The following is an 18,277-nucleotide window of genomic DNA, read 5'->3' as shown; positions in this document are numbered from 1 at the left end:
TCACGCGACCGAGCCCGGATCGGTATTCGCCCCGCAGACAAGCACGCCGACCTTGGCCCCGGCCGGCGGCACCCAGGCGCCGCTGAGCAGCGCGGCCAGCGCGGTCGCCCCGCCCGGTTCCGCCACGAGCTGAGCCCTTTCCCAGAGCGCGCGCTGCGCCGCCCGGATCGCCTCGTCGGTCACCCGCACGGGGAGCAGGCGCCCCGCCGCGTGCAGCCCGGCCGCGATGGGGAACATCAGCGCGCCGACCTGCCGCGCGCCCAGGCTGTCCGCCGCCAGGCCGCCGACCGTGGCGGGCACGGGCCGGCCCGCCGCCAGGGCCTCGTGCAGGCAGGGGCAGCCCTCCGGCTCGACGGCGACGAGGGTGACGCCGCTCGCGCGGTGCCAGGCACCGATGCCGCCGATCAGCCCGCCGCCGCCAACCGCGACCAGAAGATGCGTTAGGCCGGGCGCCTGTTCCTCCCATTCGAGGGCGACGGTGCCCTGCCCGGCGAGGACCTCCGCCTGATCGTAGGCATGGACCATCAGCGCGCCGGTCGTGGCGGCGCGGGCTTCGCTGGCCTGCCGCGCCTCGTCGTAGCTGGCGCCGCCCACGGTCAGCTCCGCGCCGAAGCTGCGGATTCGCGCGCGCTTGGCCTCGGCGGCGATCTCGGGGACGAAGATCTCGGCCCTGAGCCCGAGGGATTGCGCCGCCGCGGCCACGGCCACGCCATGGTTGCCGCCGGAGGCCGCGATCACCCCCGCCGGCCCCGCGCCCGCGCTGCGCATCCGGTTGAAGGCCCCGCGCGGCTTGAAGCTGCCGGCCAGCTGGAGCAGCTCGAGCTTCAGCACGCCCCATTCGGGCAGATGGAGAAGGGGCGTCCGCCGCACATCCCCCGCGATCCGACGCGCCGCGGCCTCGATGGCGAGCTGATCAACCTGCATGCACTACCCCTCCGAAAACGCCGGCCTTCCTTGGCAGCCCCAATCCTGCCATAAAGTAACCTGTTGAAACATTCTGGCAGCCGGGATGCTCTTTCACGCAAGCTGCGCGGCTCTGGATGGCGAGGCGGTATTGATCCTTGCTCCCCCGGGCGCCGGCAAGTCGGATCTTCTGTTGCGCCTGATGGGCCGTGGCTGGAGTCTCGTATCGGATGATCAGGTGGTCCTGAAGGCCGTCGACGGCCGATTGGAGGCCTCCCCGCCCCCCGCGCTCGCGGGCCGCATGGAGGTCTTCGGCCTGGGTATCGTCGAAGGCCTCAGCTGGGTTTCCGCCCCCCTTCGCCTCGTGGTCCGCCTCGTCGCGCGGGAGGAGGTGGTCCGCCTTCCCGTGCCCCGGCAATGGGAGGCGCTCGGCCTCTCCCTGCCGCTGCTCGAGACCAATGGCGCCGCCCCTTCCGCGCCGGATGTGCTGGCCTGCGCCCTGGGCGCGCTGGCCCAGCGGCACCGGCTGAGCTGCGGGGCCTTCGCGGCGTGAGCGACCCCGTCCTCGCGCCCGGGCCGCGGCCCTTCGTCCTCGTCACCGGCCTTTCCGGCGCCGGCAAGGCCTCGATCCTGCGGGTGCTGGAGGATCTGGGCTTCGAGACGGTGGACAATCCCCCGCTCGCCATCCTGGATTCCCTCGTCGAGGACGGCACGGGCCCGCTGGCCGCGGGCATCGACGCTCGCACCCGCGGCTTCGAGGCGGCCGAGGTCGTGGCGGCGCTGCGCCGGCTGCGCGACCGCGAGGGGCTGGCCGCCACGCTCGTCTTCGCGACGGCCGAGGAGGAGGTGCTGCTCCGGCGCTATACCGAGACGCGGCGGCGCCATCCGCTGGCTCCCGGCGGCCCGCTCGGCGCCCGCGTACTGGATGGTATCCGCATGGAAGGCGCGCTGCTGACCCCGCTGCGCGACGCGGCCGATTTGGTGCTGGACACCTCCGTCCTGCCCCTGCCCGAGCTGCGCCGCCTCATCGAGGCGCGCTTCCGGCCGGATGACGCCCCGGGCCTCTCGCTGCAGATCCAGTCCTTCGCCTTCCCCAAGGGCCTGCCCCGCGAGGCCGACCTGGTCTTCGACCTGCGCTTCCTCGCGAATCCGCATTACGTGCCGGCGCTGAAGCCACTCACGGGCCGGGATCCGGCGGTGGGCGACTATGTCGCGGCCGATCCGGACTTCCCGGCCTTCTGGGCGCGGCTGGTGGGCTTCATTGAGCCGCTGCTGCCGCGCTACGTCGCCGAGGGGAAAAAGTACCTGACCATTGCCGTCGGCTGCACCGGCGGCCGGCACCGCTCCGTCTTCGTCGCCGAAAAGCTCGCAGCCCATCTCCGGCAGCAGGGCTGGCGTGCTGATCTGGCGCATCGGGAATTGGGCCAGACGCACGATATATCCGCCCCGGTGCTCGCCGCTCCCCCCCAAGACGCCGGCACCCCCGAATCCCCACTTTCCAGCAAGAAGGCGGCCCCCAGCCTTTCCATGCCTATGTCCTCGAAGTATCCCTCATGATCGGCCTCGTGCTCGTCACCCACGGCCGTCTGGCGCTGGAGATGCGCCATGCCATGGAACACGTTGTCGGCCCCCAGCGCGCCATCGCCACGGTGTGCATCGGCGCCGAGGATGACCTGGAGAATCGGCGCGCCGATATCCGCGCCCGCATCGCCGAGGTGGATGAGGGCGACGGCGTCATCCTGCTCACCGACATCGCCGGCGGCACGCCTTCGAACCTCGCCTTCTCGCTCTGCGACCACCGGAACAAGGAGGTCATCGCGGGCGTGAACCTGCCCCTGCTCGTGAAGCTCGCGAAGATCCGGGGCTCCGAGCCCCTGGCCTCGGCCGTCGAGCACGCCATCATGGCAGGAAGAAAGTACATTACGGCCGCGGGCGATCTTCCCAACGGCCTTCTCAACGCCCAGAATCCCCCCTCTGGGCAGTCCACTACCCCCTCCCAGAGTGGAACGTCATGAACGAATGGCCCATGGATGCCGATGCAACGCCCTCTTCCGCCCATCTGGCGTCGACGCCCGCCGTCGAAGCGGGCTGCGGCTGCGGCGGGGACGGGATGGTGCTGAAGCGGACCATCAAGATCGTGAACAGCCGCGGCCTGCACGCGCGCGCCGCCGCCAAGCTGGTCGCGCTGGCGGAGCGCTACTCGGCCTGCCTGAACGTCAGCCGCGCCGGGCAGACCGTGCCGGCCTGCTCCATCATGGGGCTGATGATGCTGGGCGCCGGTCAGGGCAGCGAAGTGACGCTGGAGGCCGAGGGATGGGACGCGCGCGAGGCGCTAGAAGCGGTGGCCGGGCTCATGGAAGCCGGCTTCCATGAAGACTGAGGGGCCCGCCAAGCCCGATTCCAAGCGCGCGGAGCCCGCGCGCGCCAAGACGCTTCCCCACCGGGCCAGCGAGCACCGTCTCAGCGGCATTCCCGTCTCGCCCGGCATCGTCATCGGCCAGATCTACGACACGACCGAGGCACCGGCCGAGGCCGCCCGGCGCAGCATCGCCGAGAGCAATGTCGAGGCCGAGCGACAGCGCCTCACCGATGCCGCCGCCTTCTCCCGCAAGCAGGTGGGCAAGCTCAAGACGCGCCTCTCCGTCCTGCCCGAGGAGGCGCAGGAGGAGCTCGAGCCGCTGCTCGACGCCTATATCCTCATGCTCGGCAATTCGCGGCTGCTGCGCGGCGCCCGCAAGCGGATCGGCGAGGAGCTCCTCTCCGCCGAGACGGCCGTGCAGGACGAGGCCGAGGCCATCGCCACCCTCATCCTCGCCGCCAAGGACGACGACAAGTCCGGGCTGAACCGCCGCGCCGGCGAGGTGCGCGAAATCGCCCGCCGCCTCGTGCGCAACCTGACCGCGACGCCCTTCCGCAGTCTCAAGGGCGTGCCGGTCGGCGCCATCCTCATCTGCGACGAGCTGACCCCGGCCGACGCCGCGCTGCTCGAGCCCGGCCGCGTCGCCGCCGTCGCGACCGAGGAGGGCGGGGCCGATGGCCATACCGCCATCATGCTGCGTGCGCTCGGCATCCCGGCCGTGCTCGGCTGCCCCGGGCTGACCGCGGCCGCGCGGCGCGGCGACCAGGCCGTGCTCGACGGCGGAGCCGGCCGCATCACGCTGCACCCCACCGCCGAGGCCCTGGCCGCGGCGAAGGAAGGCCTCGCCGCCCAGGCGAAGGAGCGCGCGCGACTCGGCAAGCTGCGGCGCCTGCCCGCCGAGACCACGGACGGCCAGCAGGTCGAGCTCCACGCCAATCTCGAGATTCCCGCCGAGCTGCCGCTCATCGCCCAGGCCGGCGCCCAGGGCATCGGCCTGCTGCGCACCGAGTTCCTCTTCATGAACCGGGAGGACCTCCCGGACGAGGACGCGCAGGTCGAGGCCTATCGCCTGATCGTCGAGGCCATGGGGCAGGACCCCGTGACCATCCGCGTCCTGGACTGGGGCGGCGAGAAGGACATGGAGGCCCTGGCCCAGGGCGTGCCGGTGCCGACGGGGCCCAACCCCGCGCTCGGCCTGCGGGGCATCCGGCTGCTGCTGAAGAAGCCGGAGCTGCTCGAGGAGCAGTTCGCCGCCATCCTGCGCGTCGCGCATCTGGGCAATGTCCGCATCCTGCTGCCCATGGTCACGGTGCCGAGGGAGGTCGCGGCCGCGCGGGAGATCTACGAGCGCGTCGCCCGCCGCCTGCGCCGCCGCGGCGAGACGCTGCCCGAGAAGCTGCCGCCGCTCGGCGCCATGATCGAGACGCCGGGGGCCGCGCTGGCCGCCGATGCCATCGCGCTGGAGGCGGATTTCTTCGCGATCGGCACCAACGACCTCGCCATGTACACGCTGGCCGTGGATCGCGCCGAGATCGACGTGGCGCATCTCTACGACCCGCTGCACCCCGCGGTGCTGCGCCTCATGCAATTCGCCGTCGAGGCCGCGCTGCGCCTGCGCATGCCGGTCAGCGTCTGCGGCGAGATGGCGGGGAACGCGAAGCTGGTGCCGCTGCTGCTCGGCCTCGGCCTGCGCAGCCTCTCGATGAATGCCAGCTCCATTCCCCGCGTGAAGCAGGCGGTGCGCAGCCTCGACATCGACGACTGCGCGCGCTTCGCCCGCCGGGTGATGGAGCAGAGCGACCCGGCGGTGATCGCCGAGCTCGTGGAGCGGTTCGGCCAGAAGGAGGGCTGAGGCCCGCCTCCGGCCGGGAAATTTCCTAGCCCACCAGCCCGCCATTCACGTGGATCACCTGGCCCGTTACGTATTCCGCGGCGGGCGAGGCGAGGAAGGCGACCATGGCGGCCACGTCGTCCGGCGTGCCGAGGCGGCCCAGCGGGATATTGGCCACCACCTGCCTCCACTGCTCCTCGCTATAGGCGGCATGCGCGCCGGGATCCTTGCGCGTGAAGCCGGGGGCCACGGCATTCACCGTGATGCCGGCGGGGCCCGTTTCCACCGCCAGGGCGCGCACCAGCGCCTCGACCGCCGCCTTGGCGGCCGCGCTGGCCGGGAAGGTCGTGACGCCCTTGCGGAAGGCATGCGCCACGAAGGAGGAGATGGCGATGATGCGCGGCGAGCTGCGGTCGGTCATCGCCGGCACGGCGGCGCGCGCCAGGCGCATGAAGCCCCAGAGGATGGTGTCCAGGCTGCGGGCGAACTGCGCGTCGTCGATCTGCGTGACCGGCGTCTTGTCCGCGAAGCCCGCATTGGCGATCACCACGTCCAGCCCGCCGAAGGCCTGCTGCGCCCGCGCCACCAGGGCGGCCGGCACGTCGGTCTCGCCGATGTCGCCCAGGATCACCTCGGCCAGGGCGCCCTTGGCACGGACCTCGGCGGCCACCTGCTCCGCCTTCTCGACGCTCTGGCGCGTGTGGATCAGCAGCGAGGTGCCGGGGCCGGCCAGGGCCCGGCAGCAGGCCGCACCGATGCCCGAGGCAGCGCCAGTGACGAGAACAACGCGGGAGGCTTCGGGCATGGCTTCACTCCGTCAGGAAACGGCGGCCAGCCTGCACAGCCCGGGCCGTGCCGGCAATCCTCGGCTGGGAAGGTTGCTCAGGCCTCGCGCCGCGCCCCGGCGTGATGCGGCGCCAGCGTGGCGGCGAGGCCGAGCACGGAGAAGAACAGCCCGCCCAGGAACACCGCGTGATGGCTCTCGCCCGTCGCGCCGAAGACCGCGGCGAAGCCGAAGCCCGAGGCCGCCTGCGCCACGGCGAAGCCCACCGTTGCCCGGACCCAGAGGATGCCGGCCGCCGGCCCCGCCACCTCCCGCGCCCAGGCCAGGGTGACGGCCGAGATGCCGACGGCGGCGAAGCCCGCCGCCAGCGCGGAGAGCAGCAGCGCCGGCCACCAGGGCACCAGCGCCAGCCCGAGCGCGGCCACCTGCACGCCGAGCCAGAGCCGGGCTGAGACCGGGCCTCCGATCCGGTCGGCCGCCCATCCCCCCAGCATGGTCCCCGTCAGCCCGCCGATGCCGAAGAGCAGCCAGATGCCGCTGCCCACCGTCACGCCCAGGCCGAAGCCGCGCGCGGCATAGTCGGCGAGGTAGATCATGTGCGGCACCAGCCCGGCGCCGGAAAGCGTATAGGCCAGCAGCAGGAAAGGCATGAGCGGCGGCCTGCCGCCCGGGCTCCGCCCCCCGGGATCGGCCGGGAAGCGCGGCTGCGCGAAGAACCAGAGCCCGGCGACGAGGGCGGCGAGGCCGAGCCACGCCGCGCTCGGCCCCAGGACCAGCAGCGCCGGCACCGCCAGCGCGCCGGCGCCGATCCCGATGGCGACGCCACTCATCACGATGCCCGAGGCCCTGCCGCGCAGCGAGGGTGGTGCCGCGCGCTGGGCCGCGGGGCCGGCCAGCGACATGAGCACCCCGGCCCCTATCCCCGCCAGGAAGCGCCAGGGCAGCAGCCAGAGCGCGCCGCCCGGCAGGGCGCAGAGCAGCAGCGAGGCGACCAGCATGGCCATGCCCGCGCCCATCGCGTTTCGCGTGCCCAGGCGCCGCCCCGCCATCGGGCCGCCGAGCGCGCCCAGCAGGTAGCCGGCGAGGTTGGCGGCCCCCAGCGCCCCGGCCTCGGCCCCGCTGACCCAGCCAGCCGAGACCAGCGCGGGGAAGAGCGGCACGAAGGCGAAGCGGGCGATTCCGTTGCCGGCGCAGGTGGCGGCCGCCCCGGCGAAGGCGGCGGTCAGGTTGTGGCGCGCGGACATCCGCTCAGCCTGCGCCACCCGCAGCGAATTGGGGAGTCAGCCGCCGCGCTGTTCCGCCGTGGCAGCGCGAAGCGCGCGGCGCAGCTTCGCGATGCCGGCGCGATAGCGGCCATTGGCGCAGAGGTGCCGGCCCTCCTCCCCCAGGAAGCGCGGCAGCTCGGCCGTGGCATTGGGCGAGGCGGCCAGGCGCAGGACCAGCGTCTGGCAGTATTCGGCGCCGTCCGTCGTCACCCGCAAAGGGCGCTCCGCCTGGATGGGGATGATGGCGAGCGCGGAAACCGGCAGGGAGAACAGCCAATGCATGTCCCCGTTGATGCCCGCCCGGGTGTCTCCTCCGGGTGGGCCTGCCGTGAAGCCTTCTCCATGGCGGGCCTCAGAGCTTCGCGAGGCTGATCACCACGCGCAGCCCCGGCGGATCCGCCCCCGGCATCGCATCCAGCAATACCGCCTCGCCGCCATGCAGCTGCGCCACGGCCCGGACCAGCGAGAGGCCGAGGCCGGAGCCTGGCAGATGGCGCGAGGAATCGGCGCGGTAGAAGCGGTCCAGCGCCTGCGCGCGGTCCTGCGGCGGCAGGCCCGGGCCCGAATCGCTGACCGCGACCTCGATGCGCGCGCCGGTGTCCCGCGCTTCCAGGCGGATCACGCCACCGGGCGGGGTGAACTTGATCGCATTGTCGAGCAGGTTGGCCACGGCCTGCAGCAGCAGGTCCCGATCGCCCACGACATGCGCCAGATGCTCCGGCAGGTCCGTCTCCAGCCGCTGCTCATGCGCCTCGGCCATGGCCTCGTAGAATTCCGCCGCGTCGCGCAGCACCTCGGGCAGGTCGAGCGGCGCGAAGGCGGCGCGGCGGGCGCCGGCCTCGGCCTCGGCGATGCGCAGGAGGGCCTGGAAGACGCGGCTGATATTGTCGAGGTCGGCGATGCCTTCCTCCATTGCGGCCCGCAGCTCGGCCTCGCCGGCGGCCGTGTTGAGGCTCTCCTCGAGCTTGGCGCGGGCGCGGGCGATGGGTGTGCGCAGGTCATGCGCGATGGCGTCCGAGACGCCGCGCAGCCCGGCCATGAGCGAGGCGATGCGGTCCAGCATGTCGTTCATGGTGGCGCCCAGCCGGTCGAACTCGTCGCCCTGGCCGGAGAGCGGTACCCGGTGCGAGAGGTCGCCGCCGGCGATGCCCAGTGCGGTCGCGACCGCGGGGCGCATGCGCGCCTGCAGGGCGCGGCGGATCAGCGCGGCGCCGAGGCCGGCGAAGATCAGCACGGCGCCGAGGGACCAGGCCACGCCTTCGGTCAGCAGCAGGCGCAGCTGCACGCGCTCGCTCTCGTCCCGGCCGACCAGCAGCCTCAGGCCCGGCAGGTCGCGGCGATGGACGCGCGCCTCCGCCACCCCGCCATCATGCTGGATGCGGGTGCGGAACCAGGTGCCGTCCTCGCCGATGGCGGTCGGCCAGTCGCGCAGGTTGCCGGCGAGGCGGCGGCCGTCCGCGGCCACCAACAGGTAGATCGTCTCGTTCTGTGCATCGAGGGCGAGACGCTCCTCGATGGCCTCGACGAGGCCCGGCGTCCCCGATTCGCGGAAGCGCTCCACGAGGGTGGAGGCATCGGTGCGGATGGAAGCGATGGTCTGCCGGTCCAGCGCGCCCGCCGTCGCCCACCAGAGCACGGCCACCAGGAAGCTGGCCGCGACGGAGTAGATCGCGATGAAGAGCAGCGCGAAGCGGAAGCCGGCGGATTGGAGCAGCCGGGGCGGTGTCGGGCGGAGGCCGGGGAGCCGCGGCGCGTCGCTCATGGTCCCGGCCGGGCGGCGGGGCCTTGGCCCGTGCCCCTCACCCCTCGGCCCGGATCATGTAGCCCGCGTTGCGCACCGTATGGATCAACGGCTTGTCGAAGCCCTTGTCGAGCTTCTGGCGCAGGCGGCTCACATGCACGTCGATCACGTTGGTCTGCGGGTCGAAGTGATAGTCCCACACCTTCTCCAGCAGCATGGTGCGCGTCACCACCTGGCCGGCATGGCGCATCAGGTGCTCCAGCAGGCGGAACTCGCGCGGCTGCACGTCGATCTTGCGGCCGCTGCGCGTCACCGTGCGCGAGAGCAGGTCGAGCTCGAGGTCGGCGACCTTGAGCTTGGTGACCGGCGCCTCGGAGGAAGGGCGGCGGCCCAGCGCCTCGACCCGCGCCAGGAGCTCGGCGAAGGCGAAGGGCTTCACCAGGTAGTCGTCGCCGCCGGCCTTGAGGCCCTTCACCCGCTCGTCCACGGCCGACAGGGCCGAGAGGAAGAGCACGGGGGAGCGGTTGCCCTGCTGTCGCAGCGTCTCGACAAGGCGGACGCCGTCGACGCCGCCCGGGAGCATCCGGTCCAGCACCAGCATGTCGAAGGATTCGGAGGCCGCGAGGAAGAGCCCGTCGCGTCCATTGGACGCGTGCTCCACCGTATGCCCGGCCTCCTGCAACCCCTTCTTCACGAAGCGGGCCACCTCGACATCGTCCTCCACCAGAAGGATGCGCATCATGTCACTTGGGTCCTTCGATCTGGACCGGCCGTAATCTCATCCAGGCCCGGGAGGCCGGCGTCCCACCTGGAGGGTGAGGTCCTGCGTGCGTCCGTCGCGGAGAACCGTCAAGCGGATGGTCTGTCCGGGGGGGATGGCGGCGACGCTGCGGACCAGACTTCGCGAGGTTTCGGTGCGCTCGCCATTCACCGCGAAGACCACGTCACCCACGCGCAAACCGCCGCGTCCCGCGGGTCCCGTGCGTTCGACCCCCGCGATCAGCACGGCGCGGCGGCCCGATCGGGGGTCCTCGGCGACGAGGTCCTGAACCTGAACTCCCAGCCATCCGCGCTCCACCTTTCCGTCGCGCCGCAACGTTTCGATAACGGGACGAGCCAGGTCGGAGGGGGTGGCGAAGCCGATTCCGGCATTCGCGCCGGAGGGCGAGTAGATCGCCGTGTTGATGCCGATGACCTCGCCGGCGAGGTTGAAGAGGGGACCGCCGGAGTTGCCGGGGTTGATGGCCGCATCGGTCTGCAGAAAGTCGTCGAAGGGGCCGGCGCCGATGTCGCGGCCGCGGGCGGAGAGGATGCCCGAGGTGACGCTGCCGCCGAGGCCGAAGGGATTGCCGGCCGCCATCACCCACTGGCCCACCCGCATGGCGGCGCTGCTGCCCCAGGAGACGGCGGTGAGCGGCGTCCGGCTCTCGACTCGGAGCAGGGCCAGGTCGGCCAGCTCGTCGCTGCCGACCACGCGGGCCTGGAGCTCCTGCCCGCCCTGGATGGAGATGGTCACGCGCTGGGCGTTGCCGACCACGTGGTTGTTGGTGACGACATAGCCGGCGGGATCGATCACGAAGCCGGAGCCCGCGCCCTGCACCCGCTCGCGGCGGTTGCGGAAGTAGCGTTCGAAGGGGGTGCCGCGGAATTCGGCGGGGGGCTGCACCGTCTGCTCGCCCGAGACGGCGATATTGACCACGGCGGGCAGCACGCGCTCGGCGACATCGGCGAAATCGAAGGTCGCGCCGCGCTGGGCGATGGCATTGGTGCCGCAGCCGGCCAGAACGGGGGGGAGAAGGAGCCCGCCGAAGACGGCGCGCCGACGGCTGACATGGGGGGAGGAGAGCGGCACCATCGGATGTCTGGCGAATTCCTGTGGCAGCCCGAATCGGGCCTCAATTTCATGATCTGCGCAGTTTCCCGCGCGATGCAAGCGCATCGCGCGGGATCGATTCCCCTTGAAAACGAGTTGCCGGGTACCGCTGACGGTCCAGGCGACGGAGGAAGGAGGGGCGGGGCCCCTTAAAGATCCTTCAGGACGGCGTAAAGTTCGTTCTTGGCCTCGAAGCCCACACCCGGCACCTCGGGCATCCGCACGCGGCTGTCCTGGACCGGAACGCCCGTGGCAAAGCCGCCGAAGGGCGCGAAGACCTCCGGATAGCTCTCGTTGCCGCCCAGCCCGAGCCCGACGGCGATGTTGAGCGCGAACTGGTGGCCGCCATGCGGCACGCAGCGCCGCGCGCTCCAGCCATGCTCGCGCAGCATCTGCAGGGTGCGGAGGTATTCCACGAGCCCGTAGGAGAGCGCCGGGTCCATCTGCAGGATGTCGCGGTCCGGCCGCAGGCCGCCATGGCGGATCAGGTTGCGGGCGTCGACCATGCTGAACAGGTTCTCGCCGGTCGCGATGGGCGGGACGTACTGCTCGGCCAGCGTCGCATGGGTGCTGTAGTCCAGCGGGTCCAGCGGCTCCTCGTACCAGCGCAGGCCGAAGCCCTGGATCGAGGCGGCGTAGCTGAGCGCGGCATGCAGGCCGAAGCGGCCGTTCACGTCCACGCAGAGGCGCGAGCCGTCACCGTCCAGCAGCTTCAGCACCGCCTCGATGCGGCCGAGGTCGAGCAGCAGGGCCTCGCGCACCGCCATGCCGGGCGAGCCGCCGATCTTCATCTTCACGGTCGAATAGCCCATGCCGAGGTAGCGCTTCATCTCCTCGACCAGGCCGTCGATGTCCTTGCCCGGGTGGTAATAGCCGCCGGCCGCATAGACCCAGGCCGCGTCGTCGGCCTTGCCGCCGTTGTAGCGATTGGCCAGCAGCTTCCACAGCGGCAGCCCCGCCAGCTTCGCCGCCGCGTCCCACAGCGCCATGTCGAGCACGCCGACGGCGACGGAGCGCTCGCCATGGCCGCCCGGCTTCTCGTTCCTCATCATCGCGGTCCAGGCCGGGATGGGGTCGAAGCCGCCATCCGGATGGGCCGCGAGCTCCCCCGCCTCCTCGAGGCGGGGAATGAAGCGCTCGGCCAGCAGGCCGGGCTGGGCGTAGCGCCCGTTGCTGTTGAAGCCGTAGCCGGTGGCCTGGCGGCCATCCCCGGCCTCGATCGTGATGGCGACCACGCTCGCCGTCATCTTCGAGAAGTCGATATAGGCGTTGGCGATCTGACTGCTGATCGGCACGACGCCCTGACGGATCGAGGTGATCTTCATGGTCAGATCGCCTTCGCCGCGCGCAGCGCCGCGATCTCCTCGGCCGAGAAGCCGAACTCGCCCAGGATCTCATCCGTGTGCTGGCCGCGATCGGGCGTGGGGTTCTTCGCGCATTCGACGCCAGCGATCTGCATGGGCGCACGCACCACGTTCACGTCGCCCAGGCGCGGATGCTGCACCGTCATCTCGACGCCGAGATGCTTCACCTGCTCGTCCGCGAAGACCTGGTCCATGGAATAGACGGGCCCGCAGGGCACGCCCTCCTTGTTGAACTTCGCCACCCAATTGGCCGAGGTGTCGGTCTGCGTGACCTTCTCGAGCAGCGCGTTGACCTTCTTGCGGTTCTGGCTGCGCAGCTTGTCGGTGGCGATCTCGGGATCCTTCGCCTCCTCCTCGATGCCCAGGACCTTCACGATGCGCTCCCACATCACCTGGCCGCCGCCGGCGATGTTCATGACGCCGTCGGAGGTCTTGAAGAGGCCGGTCGGGATGGTGGTCGGGTGGTCGTTGCCGGCCTGCTTCGGCACGTCGCCCTTCATGGTCCAGCGCGTGGCCTGGAAGTCCATCATGGCGATCATCGCCTCCAGCAGGCTGACATGGACCCAGCGGCCCTTGCCCGTCTGCTCGCGCTCCAGCAGCGCCACCATGATGCCCAGCGCGCAGTAGAGGCCGGCCGTGAGGTCGGCGACGGGGATGCCGGCGCGGACGGGGCCCTGGCCCGGCAGGCCGGTGACGGACATCAGCCCGCCCATGCCCTGGGCGATCTGGTCGAAGCCCGGGCGCTTCGCGTAGGGCCCGTCCTGCCCGAAGCCCGAGATGGAGCCGAGGATGATCCGCGGGTTGATGGCGGCCAGGCTGTCATAGTCGATGCCGAGGCGGTCCTTCACGTCGGGGCGGTAGTTCTCGACCACCACATCGGCCTTGGCGACCAGGCGCTTGAAGGTGGCCAGGCCCTCGGCCGACTTCAGGTTCAGCGTCATGGCGCGCTTGTTGCGGTGCACATGCTGGAAGTCCGGCCCGTCGCGCTCGCCGCCCAGGCCCTTGCCGGTGTCGACCTCGTCCGTCGCCTCGATCTTGATGACATTGGCGCCCCAATCCGCCAGCTGCCGGACGCAGGTGGGGCCCGAGCGGACGCGGGTGAGGTCGAGCACGGTGAAGCGGGCGAGCGGCATCATGATGAGGAATCCTCCTGAACGGCCCCCGCATCTTCCACCGCGGGCGGATCGCTGCAACCCTGTGCCGACAATGTTGACGGGCCGGTCCCCCGCCGCCTCAAGGGTGGCGTCGGAACCGGGCCGCAAGGGCAAGGAACCGCCAGATGTCCGACGAACTGCTGATCGAGCGCCGCGACGGAATCGTCTTCGTGACGCTCAACCGCCCGCAGGCGCGCAACGCCATGACCTTCCCGATGTACGAAGGCCTCTACAAGCTCGCCACCGAGGCGAACACGGATGACAGCGTGAAGGTGATCGTCATCACCGGCGCGGGCGACAAGGCCTTCGCGGCGGGCACCGACATCAGCCAGTTCACGAACTTCAAGACGGCGGCCGACGCCCTCGCCTACGAGGAGAAGATCGACCGCATCATGACGGCGCTGGAGAATTGCCAGAAGCCGACCATCGCGGCGATCGCGGGCGCGGCCACGGGCGGCGGCGCGGCCATCGCCTCGGTCTGCGATCTCAGGATCGGCGCGGCCAATGCGCGCTTCGGCTTCCCCATCGCCAAGACGCTGGGCAACTGCCTCTCGATGGCGAATTACGCGCGGCTGGCGGTGATGATGGGCCCGGCGCGGGTGATGGACCTGGTCTACACCGCGCGGCTGCTCGGCGCGGAGGAGATGAAGGCCGCCGGCCTGCTCAGCGAGATCCTGCCGGACCACGCGGCGCTCCAGGCCCGCGCGGAGGAGCTGGCGCGCACCGTCATGGGCCATGCGCCGCTGACCATGCGCGCGACGAAGGAGGCGATGCGCCGCCTTCGCGCGCCGCTGCGCGAGATCCACGGGGACGACCTCGTGGAGATGTGCTTCACCAGCAGGGACTTCGCCGAGGGCGTCGAGAGCTTTCTCGCACGCCGCCCGGCGAAGTGGACGGGGCGCTAAGCCTTCCCCGGGCTTCGCTTCTAGAAATCGAAGGTCGCCGACAGCAGGAAGGTGCGCGGGGCTCCGCGCGCCAGCCCGAAGTTGGACGAGGCCGCCGCCCAGTAGTTCTCCCCGAAGACGTTCTCGATGCCCGCGCGCAGCGTGACCGGCTGGCCGCCTGCGCGCTCGAAGCGGTAGCGCGCGTTCAGGTCCACGCGCGTCCAGCCGGGGATGCTCTGCGCATTATCCGCGCTGGCATATTGCGAGGAGGTGTGGATCACCCGCCCGCCCAGCGTCAGGCCAGGCACGAAGGGCGTGTCCCATTCGGCGCCGATATTGAGCTGTGTGCCGGGGACGCCGATCGCGGTCTTGCCGTCGTTGAGGCCGCCAGGCGTGCGGGTCTGCTCGCCGCGCATGAAGGTGACGCCGCCGAGAACGCGCAGGCCGCGCGTGACCTCGCCGAAGAGGCTGAGCTCAACGCCCTGGTTGCGCGTCTCGCCGCCCACGGAATAGCGGTTGGAGCGCGTGTCCAGCAGGCCGCTCGGCTGCTCGATCTGGAACAGCGCCAGCGTCGCCAGCACGCGGCCGAAATCGTACTTCGCGCCGACCTCGTATTGCCGGGAGCGGATGGGCGCGAAGACCTCGCCGTAATTCGCCGAGCCGAGCGGCGCCGCCGGCCCCTGGCTCAGCCCCTCGATATAGTTCGCGTAGAAGGTGACCTGGCGCCAGGGCCGCACCACCAGCCCCACCGCGGGCGTCCAGGCGGATTCGTCGTAGCGGGCCGTCCGCGCCCCGGTCGTGGCGTTCCACGACGTCTGGCGCACGTTCTGGTGGCGCGCGCCCAGGATGAGCTGCAGCCGGTCGTCGAGCATGTAGATGTTGTCGGCGATCGCCACGCTGGTCAGCGTCGCCTCGCCCGTCCGCGGCGCGGTGGAGGCACGGCCCGCGAGGCTCGGCATGGGGAAGGAGCGCGGGCTGAAGATGTTGGAGCTGAAGGTGGAGATGACCGGCGCCAGATTGCCCGTCTCGTACCAGAGGCGCATCGCGCTGAGCGTGACCTCATGGCGCACCGGCCCGGTATTGAAGCGCGTGCGCACGCCCACCTCGCCCGTGTAGGAGGTGGTGTAGGAGGGCTGGTAGTAGTTGTTCGCGTCGAAGTCGCCGGCCGCGTTCTTCAGGTAGATGAAGTTGTAGAGGCCGAGGAAGCTGTTCCGCCGCGAGCCGAAGCTGCCATAGGCGGTGATATTGTCGGTGACGTCGTATTCCGCGCGCAGGATGCCGAAGGTGTCGTCGCTGTGCGACCGGTACCAGTCCTGCCCGAGATTGGCAGAGGCGCGGGGCGCGCGCGGAATCTGGAAGCCCGCCCGCGCATAGATGGGCCGCGCCGGATTGTCGGATTCATTGCGCTGATAGGCGACGTCGGCCGAGACGCGCAGCCGTTCCCCGCGATAGTCGAGGCCGAGCGCCACCTCGCCCAGCCGGTTCGCCTGGCCGGAGACCGGCGTGTCGCCGCCGCTATAGGCGCCGTTGAAGCGCACGCCCCATTCGCGGTTCGGGCCGTAGCGGCGCGAGAGGTCCACCTGCGCGCCGAACTGGCTGCTGGAAATGTAGCCCAGCGTCAGCCGCGTGATCGGCTCCTCCGCCGCGCGCTTGGTGACGAGGTTGATCGTGCCGCCGATGCTGCCCTGCGGCGGCATGCCGGAGAGCAGCGCGCTCGGCCCGCGCAGCACCTCCACTCGCTCCACCCAGGAGACGCCGGACATCTGCACGGGCACGAGGCCGTAGAGCCCGTTGATGGCGATATCGGCATTGGCGAGGGGAAAGCCGCGGACGAAGAACTGGTTGGAGTAGCTGCCATCGGCCCAGGTGCTGCGCACCGAGGGGTCGTTCCGCGCCACGTCGGCCACGCTGCGCGCCTGCTGGTTCTGGATCGTCTGCGCGGTGTAGCTCGTCTGGCTGAAGGGCGAGTCCATCACGCTGCGATTGCCCAGCAGGCCGAGCTGCCCGCCGGTGGCGACCTGCCCGCCCGCATAGGGCCGCATCAGCGCGCCGACCTGGCCGAGCGGGCGGGTGTCCTCGACGAGCAGCTCGGGAACCTGGATGGCCCCGTCCGCCGCGCCGGAGACGCTGGCCGGGACGATGGTGATGGTGTCCGCCGCGGTGAAGCGGAAGGCATAGCCGGTGCCGCCCAGCATGGTGGCCAGCGCCTGCTGCGCGCTCATCGAGCCGGAGACGGGGCGGCCCATGACGGAGCGCGGGACGGTCTCCGTGAAGACGACGGAAAGGCCGGTGACGCGGCCGATCTCGTTCAGCGCATCGGGAACGGGGCGGGCGGGAATGCTGAAGCTGAAGAGCCGGGCCTCCTGCGCCTGCGCGGGGGCCGCGGGAAGCAATGCGAGGGGCGCCAGGAACGTGCTCGCCAACAGCGCGGCCCAACGCCGCTTCGCCCACTGCCTTCTCATCCGGACAACCCCTTGCCACATCGGTACATGCGGGCGCCGGCCGGCACCCTCATCCCCTTTCACGGCTCAGCGGACGATCCCCTCACCGGCGCGGCGAAAAAAACTCAGGGCGTGATGACGACGAGGCGGCCGGCCAGCACGCGCAGGCGGAAGCCGAGGCTGGCCTGGAGCGACGCCAGCGCGGCATCCGTGTCGGCCAGGGAGAAGCTGCCGCTCACCTCGCGCGCGCCGAGGCCGCGGTCGAGGATCAGGATGCGGCCGGGGCGGTAGCGGCCCACCTCCTCCAGCACCTCGGCCAGCGGCATGCGGTAGAAGGCGAAGCGGCCGCTCTGCCAGGAGAGGGCCTGGTCGAGGCTGGCCGTCTCGGCGGGCTGCAGCCCGTCCCGCCCGAAGCGGAGGCGCTGGCCGGGCTCGAGCACGGCGTGTCCGCCGCTGGCCGTGACCGCGACGCGGCCCTCCGCCAGGGTGACGATGGCCTCCGCGTCCAGGACGCGGACGTCGAACTTCGTGCCGAGGACGCGGATCTCGCCGCCGGCGGCCTCGACGACGAAGGGGATCGCCGAGGGCAGCACCTCGAAATAGGCGACGCCGCGCAGCAGCCGCACCCGGCGCTCCCCGGCCGTGTAGGCGGAGGCCAGGGCGCTGTCCGCATCCAGCAGTGCCGTCGAGCCGTCGGGCAGCGCGACTTGGCGCCGCTCGCCGCGCGCGGTGACGTGGTCGGTGCCGAGGTCCTGCAGCAGGCCCGGCCGCTCAAGCCAGGTGCCCGCACCGAGCAGGAGGAGCAGGGCCGCGCCGGCGCCGGCCGCGCGCCGTGTGGTCTTCCGCCGCCGCGCGGCCTTCGCCGCATCCATGGCGGCGAGGTAGAATTCCAGCCGCCCGGCCTCCTCCTCCGCGACGCGATGGCCGGGCGCAGCGGTGGCGGACCAGGCGGCCTCCATCTCGTCATAGGCGCGCGCATGCGCCGGGCTCGCCGCCTGCCAGGAGGCGAAGTCTTGGCGCTGTGCGGCCGTGGGCTGGCTGCGCAGCCGGCTGAACCAGGCAGCGGCCTCGGCCTGCGCTGTTGCCCGGGGATCGGCATCGGGAAGTGGGCTGTCGGACATGGTCGCGCGCTCCTCTCCCTTGGTTCGACGTTTCAGCTGGTCTCGTCCTCACCTGCGATGCTGCGCCGGCAGGCCTCGAGCGCCTTGGCCATGTGCTTTTCCACGCCGCTGACGGAGATGCCGAAGACCCCGGCGATCTCTCCATAGCCGCGCCCGTGGATCCTGTGCAGGAGGAAGATGTCCCGCGTGCGCTCCGGCAGGCGGCGGATGGCCTCGTCCACGCGGTCGAGCCGGTCGCGGGCCTCGAACAGCTGCTGGGGCGAGGGCGCGGCCTGGGCGCCGTGCTGCTCGGGCGTCAGCCCCGTGACATGCGCGGCGCGGACGCGCTCGGCGCGGAGATGGTCGATGGCCGCGTTGCGGGCGCTGCGGTTGAGATAGGCGGCGGGGTTGCCGGCGGCCTCGCTCCTCCGCTCCCAGAGGCGGAGGAAGATGTCCTGCACGAGGTCGGCCGCGGTCGCCGGGCAGCCGACCCGGCGGCTCAGGCGCCCGAGCAGCCGCCCCCGCTCGGTCGCGAAAAGGCGGACGAAGTCAGCCGCGCGCGACGACATGGATCCGCG

The 18,277-nt window shown here is 71.5% G+C and carries 18 protein-coding genes; 6 read left to right on the top strand and 12 right to left on the bottom strand.

Annotated features, from left to right (window positions below; all coding sequences use genetic code 11):
* Positions 1-924: a serine/threonine dehydratase gene (locus KHU32_RS04030; protein WP_213668732.1), complete on the bottom strand. Its 924-nt coding sequence runs from the start codon at positions 922-924 to the stop codon at positions 1-3.
* An 85-nt stretch (positions 925-1,009) separates the two neighbouring features.
* Between KHU32_RS04030 and KHU32_RS22990 the strand changes: the two genes are divergently transcribed.
* The 5 genes from KHU32_RS22990 (at position 1,010) to ptsP (ending at position 5,114) form a co-directional block, all read left to right on the top strand.
* Positions 1,010-1,456, top strand: coding sequence for an HPr kinase/phosphorylase (locus KHU32_RS22990; RefSeq protein ID WP_283771005.1), 447 nt, complete (start codon positions 1,010-1,012; stop codon positions 1,454-1,456).
* Complete coding sequence (rapZ, locus tag KHU32_RS04025) at positions 1,453-2,460, top strand: RNase adapter RapZ (protein WP_314075129.1); 1,008 nt, start codon at positions 1,453-1,455, stop codon at positions 2,458-2,460. Before KHU32_RS22990 ends, rapZ begins: the two co-directional genes overlap by 4 nt.
* Positions 2,457-2,918, top strand: a complete 462-nt coding sequence (locus tag KHU32_RS04020) for a PTS sugar transporter subunit IIA (protein ID WP_213668730.1) — start codon at positions 2,457-2,459, stop codon at positions 2,916-2,918. Before rapZ ends, KHU32_RS04020 begins: the two co-directional genes overlap by 4 nt.
* A 95-nt stretch (positions 2,919-3,013) precedes the next feature.
* Positions 3,014-3,283: an HPr family phosphocarrier protein gene (locus tag KHU32_RS04015; RefSeq protein ID WP_213669662.1), complete on the top strand. Its 270-nt coding sequence runs from the start codon at positions 3,014-3,016 to the stop codon at positions 3,281-3,283.
* The gene (gene ptsP / locus KHU32_RS04010) at positions 3,273-5,114 is read left to right on the top strand and encodes a phosphoenolpyruvate--protein phosphotransferase (RefSeq protein WP_213668729.1); all 1,842 of its coding nucleotides are present in this window, start codon (positions 3,273-3,275) and stop codon (positions 5,112-5,114) included. The genes KHU32_RS04015 and ptsP overlap by 11 nt, the downstream gene beginning before the upstream one ends.
* Before the next feature lie 25 nt (positions 5,115-5,139).
* On the opposite strand, the gene KHU32_RS04005 is transcribed toward ptsP, so the two are convergent.
* From KHU32_RS04005 to KHU32_RS03970, 8 genes are all read right to left on the bottom strand, one after another.
* Complete coding sequence (locus KHU32_RS04005) at positions 5,140-5,898, bottom strand: SDR family NAD(P)-dependent oxidoreductase (protein WP_213668728.1); 759 nt, start codon at positions 5,896-5,898, stop codon at positions 5,140-5,142.
* 77 nt (positions 5,899-5,975) lie between these two features.
* Positions 5,976-7,121 (bottom strand): YbfB/YjiJ family MFS transporter, encoded by a 1,146-nt coding sequence (locus KHU32_RS04000; RefSeq protein WP_213668727.1) that lies wholly within the window; start codon positions 7,119-7,121, stop codon positions 5,976-5,978.
* Between the two features lie 36 nt (positions 7,122-7,157).
* Positions 7,158-7,424: a hypothetical protein gene (locus KHU32_RS03995; RefSeq protein WP_213668726.1), complete on the bottom strand. Its 267-nt coding sequence runs from the start codon at positions 7,422-7,424 to the stop codon at positions 7,158-7,160.
* A gap of 70 nt (positions 7,425-7,494) precedes the next feature.
* Positions 7,495-8,904 (bottom strand): sensor histidine kinase, encoded by a 1,410-nt coding sequence (locus KHU32_RS03990; RefSeq protein ID WP_213668725.1) that lies wholly within the window; start codon positions 8,902-8,904, stop codon positions 7,495-7,497.
* 37 nt (positions 8,905-8,941) lie between these two features.
* Positions 8,942-9,622 carry a winged helix-turn-helix domain-containing protein gene (locus KHU32_RS03985; RefSeq protein ID WP_213669661.1) on the bottom strand — a complete coding sequence of 227 codons (681 nt, stop codon included), beginning with the start codon at positions 9,620-9,622 and terminating at the stop codon, positions 8,942-8,944.
* Between the two features lie 39 nt (positions 9,623-9,661).
* Complete coding sequence (locus KHU32_RS03980; protein WP_213668724.1) at positions 9,662-10,738, bottom strand: trypsin-like peptidase domain-containing protein; 1,077 nt, start codon at positions 10,736-10,738, stop codon at positions 9,662-9,664.
* A gap of 167 nt (positions 10,739-10,905) precedes the next feature.
* Entirely contained in the window at positions 10,906-12,081 is a 1,176-nt protein-coding gene (locus KHU32_RS03975) for an enolase C-terminal domain-like protein (RefSeq protein WP_283771004.1), read from the bottom strand.
* A 2-nt stretch (positions 12,082-12,083) separates the two neighbouring features.
* Positions 12,084-13,256 (bottom strand): CaiB/BaiF CoA transferase family protein, encoded by a 1,173-nt coding sequence (locus KHU32_RS03970; RefSeq protein WP_213668723.1) that lies wholly within the window; start codon positions 13,254-13,256, stop codon positions 12,084-12,086.
* 143 nt (positions 13,257-13,399) lie between these two features.
* On the opposite strand from KHU32_RS03970, the gene KHU32_RS03965 reads away from it, so the two are divergent.
* Complete coding sequence (locus tag KHU32_RS03965; protein WP_213668722.1) at positions 13,400-14,179, top strand: enoyl-CoA hydratase; 780 nt, start codon at positions 13,400-13,402, stop codon at positions 14,177-14,179.
* Positions 14,180-14,199: 20 nt separating this feature from the next.
* On the opposite strand, the gene KHU32_RS03960 is transcribed toward KHU32_RS03965, so the two are convergent.
* The 3 genes from KHU32_RS03960 to KHU32_RS03950 all read right to left on the bottom strand — a co-directional run bounded on the left by KHU32_RS03960 (position 14,200) and on the right by KHU32_RS03950 (position 18,268).
* Positions 14,200-16,581 carry a TonB-dependent receptor gene (locus KHU32_RS03960; RefSeq protein WP_213668721.1) on the bottom strand — a complete coding sequence of 794 codons (2,382 nt, stop codon included), beginning with the start codon at positions 16,579-16,581 and terminating at the stop codon, positions 14,200-14,202.
* 143 nt (positions 16,582-16,724) lie between these two features.
* Positions 16,725-17,720, bottom strand: a complete 996-nt coding sequence (locus KHU32_RS03955) for a FecR family protein (RefSeq protein WP_213668720.1) — start codon at positions 17,718-17,720, stop codon at positions 16,725-16,727.
* Between the two features lie 32 nt (positions 17,721-17,752).
* Entirely contained in the window at positions 17,753-18,268 is a 516-nt protein-coding gene (locus tag KHU32_RS03950) for an RNA polymerase sigma factor (RefSeq protein ID WP_213668719.1), read from the bottom strand.
* Between the last annotated feature and the right edge of the window lie 9 nt (positions 18,269-18,277).

Origin of the sequence: Roseococcus pinisoli (assembly GCF_018413645.1) — a bacterium.
GTDB classification, from domain to species: Bacteria; Pseudomonadota; Alphaproteobacteria; order Acetobacterales; family Acetobacteraceae; genus Roseococcus; species Roseococcus pinisoli.
This window is presented reverse-complemented; position numbering and strand designations above follow the sequence as displayed.